The following is a 20,340-nucleotide window of genomic DNA, read 5'->3' as shown; positions in this document are numbered from 1 at the left end:
ATTTTTGATTAGTGTTTTATTTCGTTGATTGTGGTCTTTCGTGTCCTCGGGCGTGCTTATCTTATTTGATTGGTTTAAGATGAGAAACTTTGCTATTCCTACTTCAAGTCATCGCTGGCCTCCTCTCTTAAGTAGGTGAACTTATTGTGTCATTAACAGGATGTACTGTTGACCTCGCAATATTGGTTTTTGCGATGAGGTAAGCTGGTCTCTGCTTGAGTTCCATATACATTTTTCCGATGTATTCTCCGATCACTCCTAGGACTAGTAGCTGTATTCCGGATAGGAATACAATACTTGCTATCAACGAGGCCCAGCCGGGGACCGTCATTCCCAGAAATACAATAGCTATGGCATAGATCCCATAGGCAAAAGCCAGACAAGCGAAAAAAAGCCCGCCCGCTAATGCAAAACGCAAGGGTTTGATACTGAAAGAAGTGATTCCATTACTTGCCAGGTTGAGCATTTTCCAGATGCTGTATTTTGTCTTGCCAAATCTTCTCTTTTTTTCCCTATAATAGATCACCCCTTGCTGATAGCCTATCCAGGAAAACATGCCTCTCAGGTATAGATTCTGACTTGGCATACTTCGTATGATATCGGCTACCTTTCTGTCAATCAATCGGAAATCTGCTCCATTGGGTACTACGGTATGGTCTGCCAGCCAAGACAAAAGCGCGTAATAGACAGAGGAGCTCAGTCTTTTGAAGCGAGAGGTCTGACCTTCGTTTTTGCAGACTGCGGTGAGGATGTCATTTCCTCTTTGCCAGAGGGTGATCATTTCTGGGATCACTTCTGGTGGTTTTTGCAAGTCAGCATCTATTGTGATGATACAGTCCCCTGCGGAATGGTCTATTCCTGCTTTGAGTGCAGCCTGATGACCAAAATTTTTGGAGAAGGAAATATACTTCACAGGATGATTACTCAATAGGGCTGTCTCTATGACTAGTTGTGTTCCATCATCACTTCCGTCATTGACCAAGATGACTTCATAGGTATAGAGCTTCAGCGCCTGCGCTACCCGCGATAGGAGAGGAGCTATATTTTCAGCTTCGTTATAACAGGGGACGACTAGGGATACTAGGAAATCATTCATTTTCTATCAGATTAAAGAGTTCGGATTCCTGTGATTTTTGTCTTAGCTCAATGATTTCGTTTACGTTAGCTTTTGCAGTCTCACTGTCTTTCCAGTCCGCCGTTCTTATATAAGTATGGACACCCAGAAAAGTAAGTCATGCAAATCCCATCACGAATAGGATAGTTTTGCCAGTAGTGGGGAAGCTAGTAAGCCATAGATCTACCTGCCAAACTAACAATATAGCTATTTCCACTATACTCAGGTACATATAGCGATCTGCTGTGATAACTGTTCGAGGCAAGGGAATTATATGCAGTACTAATAGTAGGTTGATCAGGAAAAACAAAAATCCAATTAGAACGAGCTTATTCCCTTTGCGATACGTATCCCAAACGAAGTAGCCAACAATACCCACCAGTGCGATGTATCCATAAAAGTAGAGCGGAAGCTGCTCACCTAGAGCTATGGGGAATGGATGGAAGAAATAGAGTTTGACAGGTGCCAGAAAGCGGAAGATGTATTCTGTAAAACTATAGAAGCCAAATACTGCTCTTTGGTATAGTGGATACGCCTCAGGATTGATTGTACCAAGATTGTTAATCCATGAAAAATACCAGAAACCCAATGCCAGCAGGAATAGGGGAATTTTTTCAAGCAAGACTCTGGAAGTAAGGAAACTCTTCCAAGTCAGCCCGCAAAATCTTCCAAATGCATAATCGAACAGTACTAAGTTCAATGGAAGAATGATAGCCTGTTCTTTGGAGCCAAAACCCAAAAGAAAAGCTACCACAGTGATGGATAACCAGCCGTAGTGTCCAGATTGGATATAGCGAATGTAGCAGAAGAGTGCAGTCAAGGTGAAAAATCCATAGAGCAGAATTTTGGAAGCGCTGATCCAAGCTACTGACTCTACCTGCATAGGATGTATGGCAAAAATCAATGCAGTGAAGAAAGCATAACTGCTGACCTTAGTGTAATCTATTTCGTGGAGCAAAGTCGGTAGCAGCTTCTTTGTTATCAAAAAAACCAGTGTAACATTACCACAATGAATAAGGAGACATGCGGTATGGAATGTGCTGGCACTCATCCCGAACAGCTGGAAAATGACCAAGTAGAATAGGGAGTTTACTGGGGAAAACTGCTGCTGCCAAAAGTGGGTCAAATGATAAACAATATCCTGCAGTAAAGGAGAATTGACCAGCGGGTTTTCTAGCACCTGCCAAGTATCGTCCCAAGCCAGTTGGAAATCATTGGAGAATGTGGGCAGGAAGGCGAAAATTGTAATTCCAGCTAGTATAATAACAAGTATATATGAATTGACCCATAAGCCGGACCAGATTTGGGAAATAGTACTCAAACTATAGGTAGTAGAATTGGCCATAAGAAAAAAATGATGTCAATAAAATTAAAAAAAGAAAGTTTAATTCAATCGGACAAGATCGGACAAGATCGGACAAGATTTATTTTATAGGCAAGAAAAATAGGTGAAATCTATAAAACAAGTTTGAAATCCACGGAATTACTTTTAGTTTAGGTCATCCACAATAAAACCAACAAGTTACGTAACTATTTTTTATGGAAAATAAAGCCAAAACCCGACAACAAGTTGCTGACGAATATGGTGTCTCAGTGAAAACACTGTCCAGATGGATAAAAAGGCGTAATCTATGCATCGAAAATGGCCTTCTTACCCCATCTACACAAAAAGTGCTTTATGATTCACTAGGTTTGCCGCCTTTTGCAAATAAGACAGCCTGATTTTTTGACCATAAGAAATGACGACTTACCTTTAGACTATGAATCCAACCCCAAGAACCTTTGTGCATCATTCTCACTACCATCTATGTTGAAGGAGTAGGATAGCTATGGTTTTTTGGTAAAAAAATATAGAAGCCTACTCCTAATCGGGGTAGGCTTTTTTTGTGGCGTAATTTCGGTCATCGTTATGCTGCTTCTCCAGAAGCAGCATCCAAAATTATCGTCCTGCTTCTGGAGAAGCAAGACAACAAGAAGATGAAAAGATTGCTTCGCTCCTTCGTCACTCGCAATGACGGTACAAGAAGCAGGATAACATAAGTAGAACATAAGAGTTAACCAGTTACAGCTATAAACCCAAATCGATATGTTTAGTAAACCAAAAAACTGGGTCTTCACAGACCCGAGACTCCAGGACTTGAAGCAAGACTATGCTGCTTATACCCCAGAGGATTTTGAAGTTTGGAAGATTCTCTTCGAGCGCCAAATGCCAAACCTTCCTAAAGCTGCTTGCCAGGCTTATTTGGAAGGAGTAGAACTCGTTAAGTTTAAAGCTGATGAAATTGCAAACTTTGAGAAACTAAATAAAATCTTGGCTGAGACCACAGGTTGGGAAGTTCAAGTGGTGCCAGGTTTGATCGATGATGATCTATTCTTTGGCCTTCTGAATAATAAGCGCTTTCCTTCTTCCACTTGGCTGCGCAAAATGGAGCAACTGGATTATCTAGAAGAACCCGATATGTTCCATGATGCATTTGCCCACATGCCTTTGCTCACCAATCCTCATTACACGGGCTTTTTGGAGAAAATTTCAGGAATTGCATTGAAGTACATCAATGATCCATATGCTATCAATGTATTGAGTAGGATTTATTGGTTTACCATTGAGTTTGGATTGATCAGGGAAAATGGGGAACTGAAAATCTACGGAGCAGGAATCTTGAGTTCGGCTGGCGAGACTAAATTTAGCCTTTCGGACGAACCGCTACATATTCCTTATGACGTACGAACCATCATGAATCAAACCTATTGGAAGGATAAATTCCAAGATCGTTACTTTATAGTGGATAGTTTGGAGCAACTTTACGGTTCGCTTCCGGAAATAGAGGAAGTGCTGGAGGAGATGCTTGCTGAGCATTCAGGTAAATAATTGAGATTACTTCGTCGTGCCTCCTGCCAGTGATGTCGCTTAGATGAAATAAATGTTTGATGCCCGATGTCCGATGCAGGGTGTTTTTCATCGGACATCGGTCATCAAACACCAGATAATAAAAAATGAAAATAGCAGTCATAAAATACAATTCCGGCAATGTGCAGTCAGTGCTTTACGCTTTGGAAAGGCTAGGCGCAGATGCTGAATTGACGGATGATCCGGAATTGATTCGAGCAGCGGATAAAGTGATTTTTCCCGGTCAGGGCGAAGCCAGTACAGCCATGAGATACCTGAAAGAGCGAAAGCTTGATCAGTTGATTTCTGATATCAAACAGCCTTTTTTGGGTGTTTGTCTGGGTTTGCAGTTGCTATGCGAGCATTCAGAGGAAAATGATACGGAATGCTTGGGTATATTTCCAGTGAAGGTAAAGCGCTTTGTACCCGAGAATTCTCAGGAATTCAAAGTGCCACATGTGGGTTGGAATGAGTTGGAGAATCTTGCTGACAATCCATTGTTGAAAGACTTGCCTTCAAATCCTTTTGTGTATTATGTGCATAGCTTTTATGCCGAACTGAGCGAGCAGACAATCGCACAGACACATTACATTCATGACTTTTCGGCCATGCTCCATCGGGATAATTACTACGCCATTCAGGCACATCCAGAGAAAAGCGGGTTGGTCGGGGAGAAGTTGCTGGAGAATTTCCTATCTCTTTAAAAGTATTGTAATTACACTTCGACTTCGCTCGGTGTGACAAGGGGATTTGTCAGGCTGAGCGAAGTCGAAGCCCTTCTCTAAAACACTAATATGATTATCCGCAAAAATGCCAGTCAACTTATATTCCTTGCTTATCTGGTTGGAAGACCGATGACCGAAGAGCAAAGCTGCCTCAATTCTTAAGTTTAACATTTGCTACATTGCTTATTCCACCTTACTGGTAGAAAAGCGGATATTCATAAACACTAATTTTCCATTCTTCCAATTTTATAATCTTTCAATTCAAACAATGCAAATCATTCCCGCAATCGACCTCATCGGAGGCAAATGTGTCCGACTTAGTCAGGGCGATTACAGCAGTAAAAAAGAATACCATGATGATCCCCTGGAAATGGCTAAGCGCTTTGAAGGAGTTGGAATTCAACGCCTGCATCTAGTAGATCTAGATGGAGCCAAAGCTAAAAAGATCGTGAATGCGGATGTGTTGCAGCGAATTTGCGCAGGTACAAGTTTGCAAGTTGACTTTGGAGGAGGAATTCAAGCTGATGAGGAAATTGAAAAAGCTTTTGAATTGGGAGCAAAACAAGTGACCGGAGGAAGTATTGCGGTGAAAAATGCGACACTCTTTCAAGCTTGGATTGCAAAGTATGGTTCTGAGAAAATCATACTTGGAGCAGATGCTAAGAATAAGAAAATTGCTGTTGGCGGTTGGGAAGAGACAACCTCAGTGGATTTAATTCCTTTTGTAAAGGACTATGTAGCAAAAGGAATCAGGTATGTGATCTGTACCGATGTAGCCAAGGATGGTTTACTTCAAGGGCCATCTACTGATTTATACAAAGAGATTTTGCAAGAAATTCCGGGAGTGAAATTGATCGCAAGTGGAGGAGTTTCCTCAGTAGCTGATTTGGAAGAATTGGAGAAAATCGGTGTATATGGAACGATTGTAGGGAAGGCGTATTATGAGGGAAGAGTGACGTTGGAGGAATTGGCGGCTTTTGTCTAAGTCAGAACTTAAAAATCAGAAATCTGAAACCTGCCTATTTTACCATTTTACCATTCTCTTCTTCCAGTCTTTTAATTTTAAAAATTCCCCAATAGCATGCTTACTAAACGAATAATTCCCTGCCTGGATATCAAAGAAGGCCGAACTGTCAAAGGAGTAAACTTTGTGGAGCTACGCGATGCAGGTGATCCGGTGGAGTTGGCCAAAATCTACTCTGACGCAGGGGCGGACGAATTGGTCTTTTTGGATATTACAGCCACGGTGGATAAGCGAAAGACATTAGCTGAGTTGGTGACGAAAGTGGCCAAAGCAATTAATATTCCATTTACTGTTGGTGGAGGGATATCGACGATAGAGGATGTCAAATTTCTTTTGGCTGCTGGTGCGGATAAGATTTCCATCAATTCGGCTGCCGTACACAATCCTCAAATCATCAATGAAATGGCCGCTGAGTTTGGTTCCCAGTGCATCGTGGTGGCGATTGACACCAGAAATGTGGATGGAATTGACTTTGTGCATACCCACGGAGGCAGAAAAGCGACCTTGCTGAAAACTCAGGCTTGGGCTCAGGAAGTTTGCGATCGTGGAGCCGGAGAGATTTTGTTGACATCCATGGATCATGATGGTACGAAGGCTGGATTCTCCAATGAGCTGCTCGCTGAGATTTCCTCAGCACTTTCTATTCCCGTGATTGCTTCCGGCGGCGCGGGAACTATGGGGCATTTCAGCGATGTGTTTACCTTTGGGAAAGCAGATGCAGCTTTGGCAGCAAGTATTTTTCACTTTAAGGAAATAGGGATTCCTGAGTTAAAGAGATATTTGGTGGATGAAGGAGTGAGTATTAGGAAATGATATAACCTTTGAGGTGTAATTTTGAAGGAGGAACGACTGAAAAATCTCCTCGAAGGTTTTTAATAATGATATAACCTTTGAGGTTTAATTTTGAAGTAGGAACGACTGAAAAATCTCCTCGAAGGTTTTTAATAGACTAGTACCTTTTGGAAAGCGTAGATTAAAACAACAGTAGAAATATAAAAGCAAACCTTCGGGGTTTTAGATACCCTAAAGGTTAGGAATAAGAAAACAAAACCTTTGGGGTTTTGGAAACCCCAAAGGTTAAACGATATGAATATAGATTTTAAAAAAATGGACGGCTTGGTACCGGCGATAGTGCAAGATGCGATCAGCGGAAAGGTATTGATGCAGGGCTATATGAATGAGGAAGCTGTTGCGAAGACCAAGGAAACTGGGATGGTGACTTTCTTCAGCCGAAGTAAAAACAGACTTTGGACTAAGGGCGAGACTTCTGGGAACTTTATGGAGTTGGTCAGCATGACGTCTGACTGTGATGAGGATTCGATTTTGGTGAAAGCTAATCCTCGCGGTCCAGTTTGTCATACCGGTGCCGATACTTGTTTTGAGGAGGTAAATTCCTCCAAAACTGGCTTTATCGATCAGCTGCGTGCCATTATCAAAGACCGTAAAAACAATCCTACAGACAAATCTTATACTGCTTCGCTTTTTGCCAAAGGCATCAATAAGGTAGCCCAGAAAGTGGGCGAGGAAGCCGTGGAGATTGTGATCGAAGCCAAAGATGACAATAAGGAATTATTTATGGGTGAAGCGGCAGATCTACTTTATCACTATTTGGTGCTGCTAGAGGCCAAAGGCTATGAGCTGGATGAGGTAATGGATGTGCTGATTGAACGGCATCAGAAAAAGTAAGAATCGGTAGTTAGTGTTTTGTGGAGGTACAAACCACGGCGACCTTCCTCAGTGAGGCACATACCAGGGCGAGCTTTTTTGCTAGCCTATCTTAAATTTTCTGTACTTAGTCAATACCTCTATGCTCCGCCCATTTAACCATACTATTTCCCGCTTTTTAGCCATTTCGGCATTACTATTTATGAGTTGTGAGCGTCATTCTTCCAGGGAAATGGAAGTCAACACTCCGTCATCTGATCCAGCTGCGAAGACTTCAATCCTCGTCCTCGGGACCATTCAGGACGGAGGTTCGCCGCATATAGGGTGCGAAAAGGATTGCTGCAAGGAGCTTTTTTCAAATCCAGATCCTGATCGACAGGTGGTTTCTCTAGGGTTGTTTGATGCGGGCACGAACAAAAAGTACCTGTTTGAAGCCACTCCTGATATCAGTAGGCAAACCAACGCGTTGAAGCAGTTTGGCAGGGAGAGCGAAGCCGAGATGCCGGATGGGATTTTTCTTACTCATGCGCACATCGGGCATTATGGCGGTTTGATGTTTTTGGGAAAAGAGGCTCGTGATGCAAACCGAGTTCCGGTGTTCTCTATGCCAAGGATGGCTGATTTTCTTGAGAAAAATGGGCCATGGAGTCAGTTGGTGCGCAGCGAAAATATCATCTTGGTTCCACTAGAAAATCAAGTTCCGATCAGACTTTCTGAGCAACTGACCGTCATCCCACTGCAAGTTCCACATCGGGATGAATACTCCGAAACGGTGGGGTATAAGATTCTTGGTCCCAGTAAGTCAGCGTTGTTTATCCCGGATATAGACAAATGGGAAAAGTGGGAAAAGGATATTATCGCTGAGGTGCGCTCGGTAGATTTTGCGTTTGTAGATGCAACTTTTTTCAGCGGGAAGGAGCTGAATAATCGTGATATGGCTGAAATTCCCCATCCATTCCTAGTGGAGAGTATGAGTAAGTTTGCAGGCTTGACCAAGGAAGAAAAAGCCAAGGTTATTTTCATTCATTTCAACCATACCAATCCTGTACTTGATCCTCTGAGTGAAGAGTCGAAGCGGGTGCTGAAAGCAGGCTTTCGAATTGCCAGGATTAGAGATGTTTTTGAGCTTTGAGATAAATAGGATTAGAAAATGAGTTGGGCTGAGTTGATTTTCCACGCAGATTTCCACAGAAAAGGTTGCTGATGAATCGCGTATGAGAAGTCTCAGTTCTTTCGACAACTGGTAACTTGCGTAATTTCGAACCTGAAATAGGAATACTATGGAATTGATAACAAGTGAGCAAGTCGCCACTGTATTTTCTAACTACCCTGACCATGTGAAGGCAGAAATGCTACGCCTGAGAAAGTTGGTTCTAGAAGTTGCTGAAGAGCTAGCTTTGACAAGCTTGGAAGAAACATTGAAATGGGGGGAGCCTAGTTATTTGGCGAAAAAAGGGAGTACGATTCGGATGGATTGGAAAGCAAAAAATCCAGATCAGTATGCGATGTATTTCAAATGCACCAGCAAATTAGTGCCGAGTTTTCGTCTGGCTTACGATGAGATTTTTGAATATGAGGGCAATCGCGCACTTGTTTTTAAACTTGATAAGGAGATTCCTGAAGCCGAATTGAAGAATTGCATCAAAGCCGCACTCAGGTATCATCAGGTAAAGCACCTGCCTATGTTAGGCTTGTGAAAAAGGGATTGCAGAGATCAGTTTTTACTCACAGTGAGCAGTCATAGCGTTGAGATTAATGAGACTGAGAACTGACCACAACCAATCAACCATCAACACCATGCCCCCAGCCCCGAGATTTTCACCCACTAGGATGCTACAGGACACTAGGGTTAGGCTTTTATTTTTATTTTAGAAAATATGGAACATAACCTAACACCTCACAAACTGCTTTTTTGCCTTCTCTTACTAATGAGTTTCTCTGCTTTTGCGCAGCATAAGAAGCCCAATATTATCTTTATCCTCACCGATGATCAGCGTTGGGATGCGCTGGGTTTTGCTGGAAATACCCTGATCCAAACGCCAGAGATGGATAAATTGGCCGCTGAAGGAACCTATTTTGAGAATGCTTTCGTGACCACGCCGATCTGTGCAGCCAGTAGGGCGAGCTTGATCACGGGATTGTATGAGCGCACCCATGGCTATACCTTCGGGCAGGGTGATTTGAAAGAGGTGTATGCAGCCAATTCCTATCCCGCCAAACTCCGAGAAGCCGGGTATTTCACGGGGTTTTATGGGAAGTTTGGGATTCAATACCCGGATTTTTCTTCCTTTTTTGATGAGGGTGAAAACTATGATCGAAATGGAAAATTCAACGATCGTAGAGGGTATTTTTTCAAAACCATAGACAAAGACACCGTTCACCTCACTCGTTACACTAGCCAGCAGGCGATTGATTTTATAGGGAATGCGCCGGGCGATAAGCCGTTTATGCTTTCCCTGAGTTTCTCCGCACCGCATGCGCATGACCCGGCGGAATTGCAATATTTCTGGTCAGCGGCCTACGATACTATGTATCAAAACTTGGTGATTCCAGAACCTTTGCTCCAGGAGAATAAGTATTTTGAAGCTCAGCCTGCCTACGTGCGCACAGGGGAAAACCGCACACGCTGGCATTGGCGCTACGACACTCCAGAGAAGTATCAGCACAGCGTAAAAGGGTATTATCGGATGATTTCAGAAGTGGATGCTGAAATCGGAAATATTCGTAAGGCGTTGGAGGAAAAAGGTCTGGCAGACAATACGGTGATTATCCTGATGGGTGACAACGGGTATTTTCTTGGGGAACGGCAGCTTGCTGGAAAATGGCTGATGTACGATAATTCGCTTCGTGTACCGCTGATCGTCTATGATCCGAGACAAGCCGGAGGTGTCATAAATCCAGCTTTTGCGTTGAATATCGATGTGCCAGCTACCATTATGGACTATGCCGGGGTTACTCCGCCGAAGACATGGCAGGGAACGAGCCTACGATCCAGGCAGTTGGCCAAGCGGAAAGACTTCCTGACTGAGCACCTGTGGCAAGTGGATATTATAGCACCTAGTGAGGCGATTAGAACTGAGCAATGGAAATACTTCAGGTACATCAATGATCCCAGTCATGAAGAATTGTACGATTTGCGAGCTGATCCTTTGGAGACCAATAATCTAGCTAAGGATCCGGCACATCAGGCTACGCTCAAAAAACTTAGAGAAAAGATGGAGAAGAAAATTGTTGAATATTTGAAAGACAGGGTAGAATAGGCAAAAAACTGATCATGTTACACCTGGTGTTTTCTTCTGGCACAGTTTATCTATTCGAGTTTTTGCGAGTAAAATTTCACCTAACTCCTTTGCGTAGCCTAAACTACCGTTAAACCTGCTCCACCATGTCCATACTTATGGAAGATGTTGGGATAAGCTGGATCAATCTCAAGTCGGACACTGCTTCGAGCTGGGCGAAGACCTACGATGATTTCTAGGACTTCTGGCTGTTCTTGGATGCCGCTGTTTTTTAGCAGGTCAAGGATTTTTTCAGCATCGCGTGGATTAGGATTTTCATTCCAATCATTTGAATAATCGGTGCCTCCGATTACTCAGTCTTCTGTTCGATTGATCACAGAGAATAAGGCCACTTTTTGGGTAGGTTCGGCAAAGGATTCTGTCCTAAGTTTCTCGCATCTCAAAATCTGTCCTCGCATGGGGTGGAGGTCTTCATCCTTACAGATTTCCTTAGCTCCAGGACTTTAGGCAAAAGAATTGGGCTAAAGCCCAGCACGGATCGCGAGTCTTTCATCGCCTTCTGCTTTTGTTGGAGGCTATTTAGAAGTGTGGCAATTAGATAGAAATGTCGGGGTAGCCAGTCTATCTGTTTTAAAAACAACTTCCATTCATTTTGGAGAAACGTTTTCCCTGATTGACATTCTTTAGGCCAAAACACCAGAATCATTGCCCACTTCTTATTCGCGGATTAAAACCCGTTGCTTCAAAAATAGTGTACCTCTGATGCTGTTTAATCAATTGGTGCTGTCAAGCTAGGTTAGCCAGGGTTCTAGGTAGTTTAAGAAAATCTTTCTTGGTTTTTGGCGAAGTCCTCTTTCCTTGCTTTGTATCTATAAGCCCAACACATTGAAAGCAATACAATCCATATTTTGCTATAAGTAAATCGAAACTACCCTGCCGTCTGATGGACAATCAATACCAGGCTTTCAATCTGTCTAGGTGATTCACAAAACTCCTGGAAGTTTTATAAAAAAAATGGTCACAGGGTTAAATTCCCATGACCTTTATTTTTTATAATTATCCGCAATAATGCCAGTCACCTTATATTCCTTGCTTAGCTGGTTGGAAGATCGAAGCGGCCTCAATTCTTAAGTTTAACATTTGCTACATTGCTTATTCCACCTTACTGGTAGAAATGCTGATAATCATAATTTTTTTTAACCAACAACTAACAACCAACAACTAACAACTAACAACCAACAACTAACAACCAACAACCAACAACTAACAACCAACAACCAACAACCAACAACTAACAACCAACAACCAACAACCAACAACTACTTCTCCATCGGATGCTCTTTCAGCAAATCAGCAGGATTGTAAAAGCCTTTCATGTCTTTGATTTCCTCTCTTACTTTTTTCACCAAATCAGGCGAAATCGGCGAAGCGGAATTGCCAAAGGAATTTCGCACATAGGTAAGCACCGCCGCCACTTCCGTGTCATCCAGCATCCCTTCGAAAGGTGTCATAGGTACTTGTCCAGGATAATCTCTTTCCAAAACAGTAATTGGCCCCATAAGTCCTTTCAATACCAATTTGATTAGACGCTCTTCACTTCCTGTCACCCAAGGTGTACCGGCGATAGGAGGGAATTGGGAAGCAGATAGCCCTTGTCCGTCATGCTGATGGCAGGTGCTACAAAATCCTTCTCTTGCATAGATCTCTTTTCCTAGCACAAAAAGCTCCCGGTCTGAACCCTTCAGGCTGGATTTGATATCTTCTACTTTTTTGTCTTCTACTGATAATCCAGAAAGATGAGCCACGGCAGTTTCATAGGCCGGGGTGATCCACTTGTCCATTTCTGTCCCTTCAGCAGCAGCGAGGACTTCGAGGCCATCTTCGCGTGGCATCCAGGATGCTGCCGTGATCGCTTCTAGACGAACACGACCATTTGGATCCGTGATGGCAGCAGTCATCAGCTCTTTTTGATTGGAAACCTGGTGTCCAGAATAGCGAAGCACACGCACTGCCGCTGCTCTGGCTCGGTAGTCATCAGCTTTTAGCAGTTGCTTAAGGATATCCTGATTGACATGGTTGATTCCCCAGCTTACCCAAAGTGCCTCGAGTAGGTGGTGCTCATATCTAGGGTCCGTTTTATCAAGCTTGCTCGCCCAGTCAGCTACTGCGGCAGCTACTTCAGCTTTGTCCCTGCCTCTCAGTTCCCGACGGGTTCTGTAGCGAGATCGGTATTCCGGAAGTTTCAGGTTTTCCAAAAGTGTCGGGATGCTTGCTCCATCGATTTTGGCTGGCGTCACCAGTGGTCTGGAAGGATAGGTGATTCTGTAGATTCTGCCATGCTGATGATCTCTGAGTGGATCTCTGGCATTGTGCTGCATGTGTCCGATCAGAATATTATGCCAATCGACTACATATAAGGAGCCATCAGGCGCAATCTCCATATCCACGGGACGGAAGTTCCTGTCGGTGGATGAAAGCAGATCTTGACGGAATTTGGTGGAAAAGCCAATCTCTTCATCTACCATCTGATGCTGCTTGGTTCCGAGGAATCCAATGGTGTTATTGATGATCATATCACCCTGCACCTCATCCGGGAAGTGTCTGCTGGAAATAAACTCCAAACCAGAAGTTGGTCTTACCAATTGATCCCGTTGAATCAGGTTGGCGCCTTTGTTTGTAGAGTTTCCATAGCGTGGCAATACTGAAGCGGGCATCATATAGTTGACATTTGGTCCAGAGGTTTCGGCATAGAAGTTTTGTCCCCATTCGTCAAAGGCAATTCCCCAAGGGTTGGGGATGCTCACCTGAGCTACTCGCTCCAACTTATGTCGGCTTGGTGTATATCTGTAGAAGCCTCCGTTAGTCGCTCGCACTGTTCCGTAGGACGTTTCTACATTTGAATGCAAGAAGACGCCCTCTGCCATGTAGATTGCTCCTGACTCGTCAGTGGTGAAAGCTGAGATGGCATGGTGCGTGTCGTGATCGTCAAAGCCGCTCAAAAGAATTTCTTTACGATCCGCTTTATCGTCGTTATTGTCATCAATCAGGATGACAAGATTATTTCCCTGAGACACATAGACTCCCTCGGGCGCCAATTCGAATCCTACCGGAATATGGAGGTCGTCCGCGAAAACAGTTTCCTTATCCGCTTTGCCGTCGTTATCTGTGTCCTCATAGATCAACAACTTATCTGCAGGTCGGGAATCTCCTGGCTTGTAATGCGGGTAACTCGGCATGGTCGCCACCCAAAGTCTTCCTTTATTGTCAAAGGAAAGCTGAACCGGGTTAGCAAGATTAGGCCATTCTGCTTCAGAGGCGAAAAGTTCTATTTTGTAGCCAGGGGCTACGGTTAGTTTGGCAAGAGCTTCCTCACCATAGAGGTATTGCAGGTCTCCGTTTTTTTCAGGGTTGTAGTTAGTTTTTACTTCTGGCAGCTTATCTGTTTTAGCATCTGCAGCAGCGAGGTCTTTTCTCTCACCCTTATTTGCCATCCAGATAGCTGTGTCTCGGATCGCGGTCATTTGGCGGATTTTAGCCAATTCGAATGGGTAATTGTCCGGTCCGAAGGGATCGTATCTTCTGCCGAAAACGTGAACACCGTTTGGAATTTTATAGTCATTTCTCCAAAACCAGTTTTTCTCCTGCACTGCTTCATGGACTAATTCTCGATTGGCCTCATTCGGGATTTTTTGATCACCAAAAATCTCATCAGCCAACAGTACGGCTAATTTTTGATAGCCAGCTTCGTTTAGTTGGGAACCATCAATGGTCAAATCCTCCTCCGTCTCGAGGTACCATTTCTTGCTTGGGGTAAATGCATCGACGAAAAGCACCTCGTTTTTTTCTGCCACTTCTCGCATAGCTTCCGTGTAGAGATTCAGGTTTTCATTTTCCACTTTGCCATTGGGCACGTCTATTTTTTCTGACAAATCTTCAAAAGCGATAGGGGAGACGATAGCCAATTTTGGTGAGAGCGTGTCATGGTATTGCTGACGAAGGGTATGCTTGATAAAGGCATCCAATTCTGCTTTGTAATTTTCCAGTCCCTCTTCCCCTTGGAAGGATTCACTATAACCAAAAAAAGCGATGACAAAATCAGTCTTTAATCGGGTGAGCCATTCATCAGGTTTTTCGAAATGACCTATGCTGCCCGATGGAGTAGCGTATTCCTGTTGGAATTCTGCTGCACCCGGGAATGCCCAAGGGTCGTTGGTAGATGATCTAGGTCTGAAGCCTGGGGTGTCTCCAGGATCAGCCATGTTTCTAATGAAAAGATTTTTGTCAGGATTTCTGAGTTGCAATTCCGTCTCAAAACTTCCGTAATCCATCATTCTAGAGCCTAGGTTATTTCCTATGATGGCAATTCTAGCGTTTGGTTGTAATTCGAAGGTTTCTTTCTGGGTGCATTGAAAAGTGAGAAGTCCTAGAGTGAAGAGGACAAAAAGGTGGAAGGGGGATTTTTTAAGCATTTCTTGGTTTGAACTAGTGACAGCTTAATATTAGGGATAAACTGCGGGAATATCAATTCGTTATTATTTCAGGTCCGTGACTGAGGGAATAGAAATATATAGGGATTTCGGTAAGGGGGTTTTTGGTAGCTCTAGTTATATACTTTTAGCTTATATAATTATTATATCTATCCTGTGGTATCCTGTTTTATTATTTATATTTAAGAGTTTGTTTTTCAGGATGGTGCAGGATAGGAAAGGGTTTTGAGAGTACTTAATTAGCTGAGCTTATTATTAATATTTAAACCCAATCTTATGCTACACTATTATCAATCATTAATAAAAACTCGGTTTGTGGGGTTTTTATTAGCCTTGTTTATTGTATCTCTGTCTGTATCCTATGCGCAGTCGATTACAGTGAAAGGCACAGTCGTCTCCGAAGGAGATAATCAGCCGGTTCCCGGCGCTCTAGTATCAGTCAAAGGTACGCAGAGAGGTACTGTCACTGATATTGACGGGACATTTAGCATTGATGCCTCGGTAGGGGAAACCTTAGTTGTGAGTTTTATAGGTTTTACTACCAATGAATTGATCCTCACGGCAAACAGTTTAGATATCCGAGTGACCCTGGCTTATTCTACCTCAGACTTGTCCGAGGTAGTGGTGGTAGGATATGGTAGTCAGATAAAGAGAGAAGTGACTGGAGCTATCCAATCTGTGAATGAAAAGGAGCTGAAAGATCTTCCTGTATCCTCAGTAGCTCAAAAACTTCAAGGACGATTAGCCGGAGTGCAGATCAATCAGACCACAGGCAAGCCAGGAGAAGGGATGAATGTGCGGATCAGAGGTCAACTCTCCGTTACTGGTGGTAGCTCTCCCTTGTATGTGGTGGATGGATTTCCGATCACTGGAGATATCAATGCGTTGAACCCGGATGAAATCCAGGAAATTACCGTCTTGAAGGATGCTGCTTCTACCTCACTGTATGGTTCGAGGGCGGCTAACGGTGTGGTTTTGATTACTACTAAAAAAGGCACTGTAGGACAAACCAACGTCAATCTTAATGTTTTTACTGGCTGGCAGACCGTGCCGGAAAACGGCAGGTTGGAAATGCTAAATGCCGAAGAATTTGCTCAATTCAAAAAGGAATATTACACAGATGCTGGTCAGCCGGTCCCAGAGATTTTTCAAAATCCAGCGGATTTCAGAGATCAGGATAATGATTGGTATGGAGCAATGCTCGAAACAGCGCCTATCACCTCTTATAATCTGACGGTGACTTCCAACAAAGAGAAAGTAAATACAGCGGTAATTTTAGGCTTATTTGATCAAAAAGGGGTAGTTAGAAATACAGACTATCAGAGATATTCTATGCGATTGAATACAGACTATGCGGTATCAGATAAGGTAAATGTCGGTGTAAATGTGGCTCCTAGTTATGTGTATGATAATACGCCTCAGACTGACGGAACTCGTGGAACGGGGATTTTATTCAATGCCTTGCACACCTGGCCAGTCATGCCGATTTATGAAGAGGACGGCACATTGACTTCTTTCAACAGATTCCCTTCTAATACGGGTAATATTTTCGCCTATCCAAACTGGCTGAGATCAGCAGATGAAATTACCAATGAGACAAAAGAGATAAATGTTTTGGCGAATACGTATCTGGAGTGGAAGCCTATCGAAGGTCTTTCTCTAAAGACAACTTTTAATGCTGAGCTGAACAACTCTAACTTCTTCTTTTTCAATCCATCCACAGCGACCAACTCTATCAACGTGGCTCTTCCCACTGTGGCAGTGTCTATTAGAGACGAATTTCAGAGTCTCTCTTGGTTGAATGAAAATATTGCAACCTACGGTAAAAGTATTGGTGATCATTCTTTTGAAGTATTGTTAGGGTTTTCAAACCAAAAATTCCGACAGGATCGCACCAGAATCCAAGCTGATACCTATGCAGATGACCGACTCCCAACTATACAAGGCGCGATCAATATAAACCGTGGTGGCACTTTTTCAAGAGTTGAAGAGTGGTCGTTGACTTCGCTTTTCTCTAGATTAACCTACAATTATAAAGGGAAGTACCTGTTTACAGCCTCTGTGCGAGGTGATGGTTCGTCTCGTTTTGGTGCAGACAACCGCTGGGGTGTATTCCCTTCTACCTCTCTAGGCTGGGTGCTTTCTGACGAGGGATTCCTGAGTACCAATTCTACCATCTCGTTTACTAAATTACGTGCTAGCTACGGGGTGACGGGAAATAACAATATTGGTAACTATACGCAGTATGCATTGGTCAACAATACGATTAATGCAGCATTTGGAAATACTGTTTTTCCAGGTGCAGCTGTCACATCTTTAAGTAATTCGAATCTGGGATGGGAGACTACTTCTCAGTTCGATATAGGAGTGGACTTTGGACTCTGGGCAGATCGATTGACGTTTGTCTATGATTACTACACCAAAAACACCACGAATTTATTATATGCCGTGCAGGTTCCCCAGGAATCAGGATTCACCAATTTCAATGATAACATTGGAGAGATTAAGTTTTGGGGACATGAGTTTTCATTTAATTCTGTAAATACTACGGGTGCCTTTAAATGGACTACTAATGCAAACATTTCCTTCAACCGAAATGAAGTACTTGAACTGGCAGATGGAATTGATAGAGTATATGGAGATTACCACATTACAAAGGTTGGGGAGCCGTTTGGGCAGTTTTACGGGTTACAAAAATTAGGTAATTATGCTAATGCAGAAGATCTGGCCAATTCTCCTAAGGTACCGGGCAGATCTACCGTGGGTAGTATCAAGCTGGCGGATATCAATGGTGACGGAGTAATCACCAATGGCGGAGACAATGACGACCGTACCATTATTGGTAATCCATTTCCGGATTTTACCTATGGTATTATCAATAATTTCAACTGGAACAATTGGGATGCAAGCATCACAGCTTCAGGTTCTCATGGAAATCAGTTGTACATGAGGCACTTGTTCTCTACCGCAAACCTTGATGGGGTGTTTAATATGGTAGCCAAGGTGAAAGATCGCTTTAGATCTCCTGAAGATCCGGGAGAAGGGATTTTTGGTACTACAGTAGGTGGAGGCAACGTGACAGGTATAGAGCGAGACTGGGCTAACAGTAACTTCGTTTATGATGCTTCTTATTTCACCATTCGAAATATCACACTAGGCTATACTTTCAAGAATTTGCCAAAAACATTTAAATCTGCCAGAATTTATGGTTCAGCTCAAAATGTATGGGTGCTCACTAGCTATTGGGGTGGATCTAATCCAGAGGTCAGCATGCAAAACAACGGTCAGGGAGATGGAGGTAACTTAAGTCCAGGGGTGGATTTGGCTGGATATCCAGTACCACGCACGATCACTTTCGGTGTCAATGTTACTTTCTAAACGAGCGTATTTCACCTCATTTACTCACCTTAAAAAAGAAAAAATAATGAAAAAATATATCTTAGTCATCTTAGCAGCATCACTTGCGCTAACTGGCTGTGAGGACTTTCTAACGGTAGTGCCGGAGACTCAGTTGAGCTCGGCTACCTTTTTCAAAAATCAAACTGACTTCGAACAAGCGGTGAACGCTGCTTATGTTCCATTGAGAACCATCACCAACGATCGATCTTGGCTTCTTGCTGAAATGCACTCTGATAATACCTACTATGCTAGAAATGTGCTTTTTGGGGCGACTGATAATCAAGAGGATTTGGCAGACTTCTCCGTCCCTGAGTCAAATGGGACTACTGCGAATACCCACGTGTTACAACAATGGAGACAGGATTACTTGATAATCTCCCGAACAAATCAAATTCTAGCCTTGATTGATGATGTTGATTTTGATGCTGCAGCTAAGGCCAATGTGAAAGGTCAGGCACTCTTTTTACGTGCGTATGCATACTTCGAATTGGCGAGGTATTTTGGTTCTGTGCCGCTTCATTTAACTCCTGTTGCTACACGTGAGGAAGCTGCATTGCCACTGTCCACTGAGGATGAAATTTATGCTCAGATAGAAAGTGATTTAATTGCGGCTGTTCCTCTGTTACCAAAGAAAGCTGATCAGACACTTGGCAGAGCAACTGAAGGTGCGGCTCGTACACTTCTGGCAAATGTATATATCCATCGAAAGAAATGGCCTGAAGCCGAGCAGATTTTAACCCCTGTATTGTCACAAGGCTATCAGTTGATGGGCAGCTATGAAATGGCTTTCCCAGGAAACACAGCCAATAAAAATAATGCAGAGTCTGTTTTTGAGGTTCAATTCATTGAAGGTGCAGCTGGTTTGCAGGGCAATTTTATCTATCAAATGATGCCAAGACCTATTAGTGCTGCGGAGTTGAAACCAATCATGGGGACTAGCAACCCTCAGAATCTCGATGGGGAAGGAAATAATATTCCGACTCCAGATATTATTGCAGCTTACGAGGCGGGAGACCTTAGGAAAGAAGCTTCCATTGGGAATGTGTTTTTAGCAGGTAGCTTCAGAGATGACAAAAACTATCCTTACGTGAAAAAGCACGCGAAGCAGCATTCCCAGCACAACAATCACGGGACAAACTGGGTGATTTATCGCTACGCGGAAGTATTGCTGTTCATGGCAGAAGTACTAAATGAGCAAGGAAAAAGTGGGGCTGCTGCCTATCTTAATCAAGTTAGGAATCGTGCAGGGCTTGCCAATACTACTGCATCTGGTCAATCTGAACTTCGGGAAGCGATCTTCAAGGAGCGAAGAGTTGAGCTAGCTTTCGAGAATAAGCGTTGGTTTGATATAGTTCGAACTGACCGAATCGAGGAAATCATTGTCCCTTACGGTCAGCGAATCATCGCAAATCCATTGGATTATTACTACCCACCTATCGCAGGTGCGGTTCCAAGAAGTAATGCCTTTACCAATATCAAAAAGTTCTATGCCTATCCTGCCGCAGAATCTGATTTGAGTCCTTATTTCTAACCAAGATGAATTATCTATAACCCAACATCTAGTTGTAAATACATACTACGATGTTGGGTTTGTTTAATTCTCTTACTAGTTTATATGATTATCCGCATTTCTACCAGTAAGGTGGAATAAGCAATGTAGCAAATGTTAAACTTAAGAATTAAGCCGCTTCGGTCATCGGTCTTCCAACCAGATAAGCAAGGAATATAAGGTGACTGGCATTATTGCGGATAATCATACTAGTTTATAATTGTCAATAATTTGTGGTAGAAATACCAGTT

The 20,340-nt window shown here is 43.1% G+C and carries 15 protein-coding genes; 12 read left to right on the top strand and 3 right to left on the bottom strand.

Features of this window, described 5'->3' with window-relative positions:
* Positions 1 to 127: 127 nt before the first annotated feature.
* Positions 128 to 1,096, bottom strand: a complete 969-nt coding sequence (locus tag ABJH64_RS03295) for a glycosyltransferase family 2 protein (protein WP_348275941.1) — start codon at positions 1,094 to 1,096, stop codon at positions 128 to 130.
* A 136-nt stretch (positions 1,097 to 1,232) separates the two neighbouring features.
* Entirely contained in the window at positions 1,233 to 2,459 is a 1,227-nt protein-coding gene (locus ABJH64_RS03290) for a hypothetical protein (RefSeq protein WP_348275942.1), read from the bottom strand.
* A gap of 194 nt (positions 2,460 to 2,653) precedes the next feature.
* Here ABJH64_RS03290 and ABJH64_RS03285 point away from each other — a divergent pair, with 194 nt between their 5' ends.
* The 10 genes from ABJH64_RS03285 (at position 2,654) to ABJH64_RS03240 (ending at position 10,675) form a co-directional block, all read left to right on the top strand.
* Positions 2,654 to 2,836 (top strand): hypothetical protein, encoded by a 183-nt coding sequence (locus ABJH64_RS03285; RefSeq protein ID WP_348275943.1) that lies wholly within the window; start codon positions 2,654 to 2,656, stop codon positions 2,834 to 2,836.
* 162 nt (positions 2,837 to 2,998) lie between these two features.
* The gene (locus ABJH64_RS03280; RefSeq protein ID WP_348275944.1) at positions 2,999 to 3,154 is read left to right on the top strand and encodes a hypothetical protein; all 156 of its coding nucleotides are present in this window, start codon (positions 2,999 to 3,001) and stop codon (positions 3,152 to 3,154) included.
* Between the two features lie 46 nt (positions 3,155 to 3,200).
* A complete protein-coding gene (locus tag ABJH64_RS03275; RefSeq protein WP_348275945.1) occupies positions 3,201 to 3,983 on the top strand; it encodes a phenylalanine 4-monooxygenase in 783 nt (260 codons plus the stop codon).
* A 125-nt stretch (positions 3,984 to 4,108) separates the two neighbouring features.
* On the top strand, positions 4,109 to 4,705 hold the full coding sequence (gene hisH, locus ABJH64_RS03270) for an imidazole glycerol phosphate synthase subunit HisH (protein WP_348275946.1): 597 nt from the start codon (positions 4,109 to 4,111) through the stop codon (positions 4,703 to 4,705).
* A gap of 289 nt (positions 4,706 to 4,994) precedes the next feature.
* Complete coding sequence (gene hisA, locus ABJH64_RS03265; protein WP_348275947.1) at positions 4,995 to 5,711, top strand: 1-(5-phosphoribosyl)-5-[(5-phosphoribosylamino)methylideneamino]imidazole-4-carboxamide isomerase; 717 nt, start codon at positions 4,995 to 4,997, stop codon at positions 5,709 to 5,711.
* 96 nt (positions 5,712 to 5,807) lie between these two features.
* Complete coding sequence (gene hisF, locus ABJH64_RS03260; RefSeq protein ID WP_348275948.1) at positions 5,808 to 6,563, top strand: imidazole glycerol phosphate synthase subunit HisF; 756 nt, start codon at positions 5,808 to 5,810, stop codon at positions 6,561 to 6,563.
* A 273-nt stretch (positions 6,564 to 6,836) separates the two neighbouring features.
* The gene (gene hisIE / locus ABJH64_RS03255) at positions 6,837 to 7,436 is read left to right on the top strand and encodes a bifunctional phosphoribosyl-AMP cyclohydrolase/phosphoribosyl-ATP diphosphatase HisIE (RefSeq protein WP_348275949.1); all 600 of its coding nucleotides are present in this window, start codon (positions 6,837 to 6,839) and stop codon (positions 7,434 to 7,436) included.
* A 121-nt stretch (positions 7,437 to 7,557) separates the two neighbouring features.
* A complete protein-coding gene (locus ABJH64_RS03250) occupies positions 7,558 to 8,547 on the top strand; it encodes an MBL fold metallo-hydrolase (protein WP_348275950.1) in 990 nt (329 codons plus the stop codon).
* A gap of 148 nt (positions 8,548 to 8,695) precedes the next feature.
* On the top strand, positions 8,696 to 9,112 hold the full coding sequence (locus tag ABJH64_RS03245; protein ID WP_348275951.1) for a DUF1801 domain-containing protein: 417 nt from the start codon (positions 8,696 to 8,698) through the stop codon (positions 9,110 to 9,112).
* A 180-nt stretch (positions 9,113 to 9,292) separates the two neighbouring features.
* A complete protein-coding gene (locus ABJH64_RS03240) occupies positions 9,293 to 10,675 on the top strand; it encodes a sulfatase (RefSeq protein ID WP_348334466.1) in 1,383 nt (460 codons plus the stop codon).
* A 1,298-nt stretch (positions 10,676 to 11,973) separates the two neighbouring features.
* On the opposite strand, the gene ABJH64_RS03235 is transcribed toward ABJH64_RS03240, so the two are convergent.
* Positions 11,974 to 15,123, bottom strand: coding sequence for a PVC-type heme-binding CxxCH protein (locus tag ABJH64_RS03235; protein ID WP_348299401.1), 3,150 nt, complete (start codon positions 15,121 to 15,123; stop codon positions 11,974 to 11,976).
* 294 nt (positions 15,124 to 15,417) lie between these two features.
* On the opposite strand from ABJH64_RS03235, the gene ABJH64_RS03230 reads away from it, so the two are divergent.
* Positions 15,418 to 18,519 carry a TonB-dependent receptor gene (locus ABJH64_RS03230; RefSeq protein WP_348273999.1) on the top strand — a complete coding sequence of 1,034 codons (3,102 nt, stop codon included), beginning with the start codon at positions 15,418 to 15,420 and terminating at the stop codon, positions 18,517 to 18,519.
* A gap of 46 nt (positions 18,520 to 18,565) precedes the next feature.
* Entirely contained in the window at positions 18,566 to 20,071 is a 1,506-nt protein-coding gene (locus ABJH64_RS03225; RefSeq protein ID WP_348274000.1) for a RagB/SusD family nutrient uptake outer membrane protein, read from the top strand.
* Positions 20,072 to 20,340 lie beyond the last annotated feature (269 nt).

The sequence above is a fragment of the Algoriphagus sp. genome (assembly GCF_039969895.1).
Taxonomy (GTDB): domain Bacteria; phylum Bacteroidota; class Bacteroidia; order Cytophagales; family Cyclobacteriaceae; genus Algoriphagus.
Note: the sequence above shows the minus strand (reverse complement) of the source record. Positions and strands in the feature narration are given on the sequence as shown.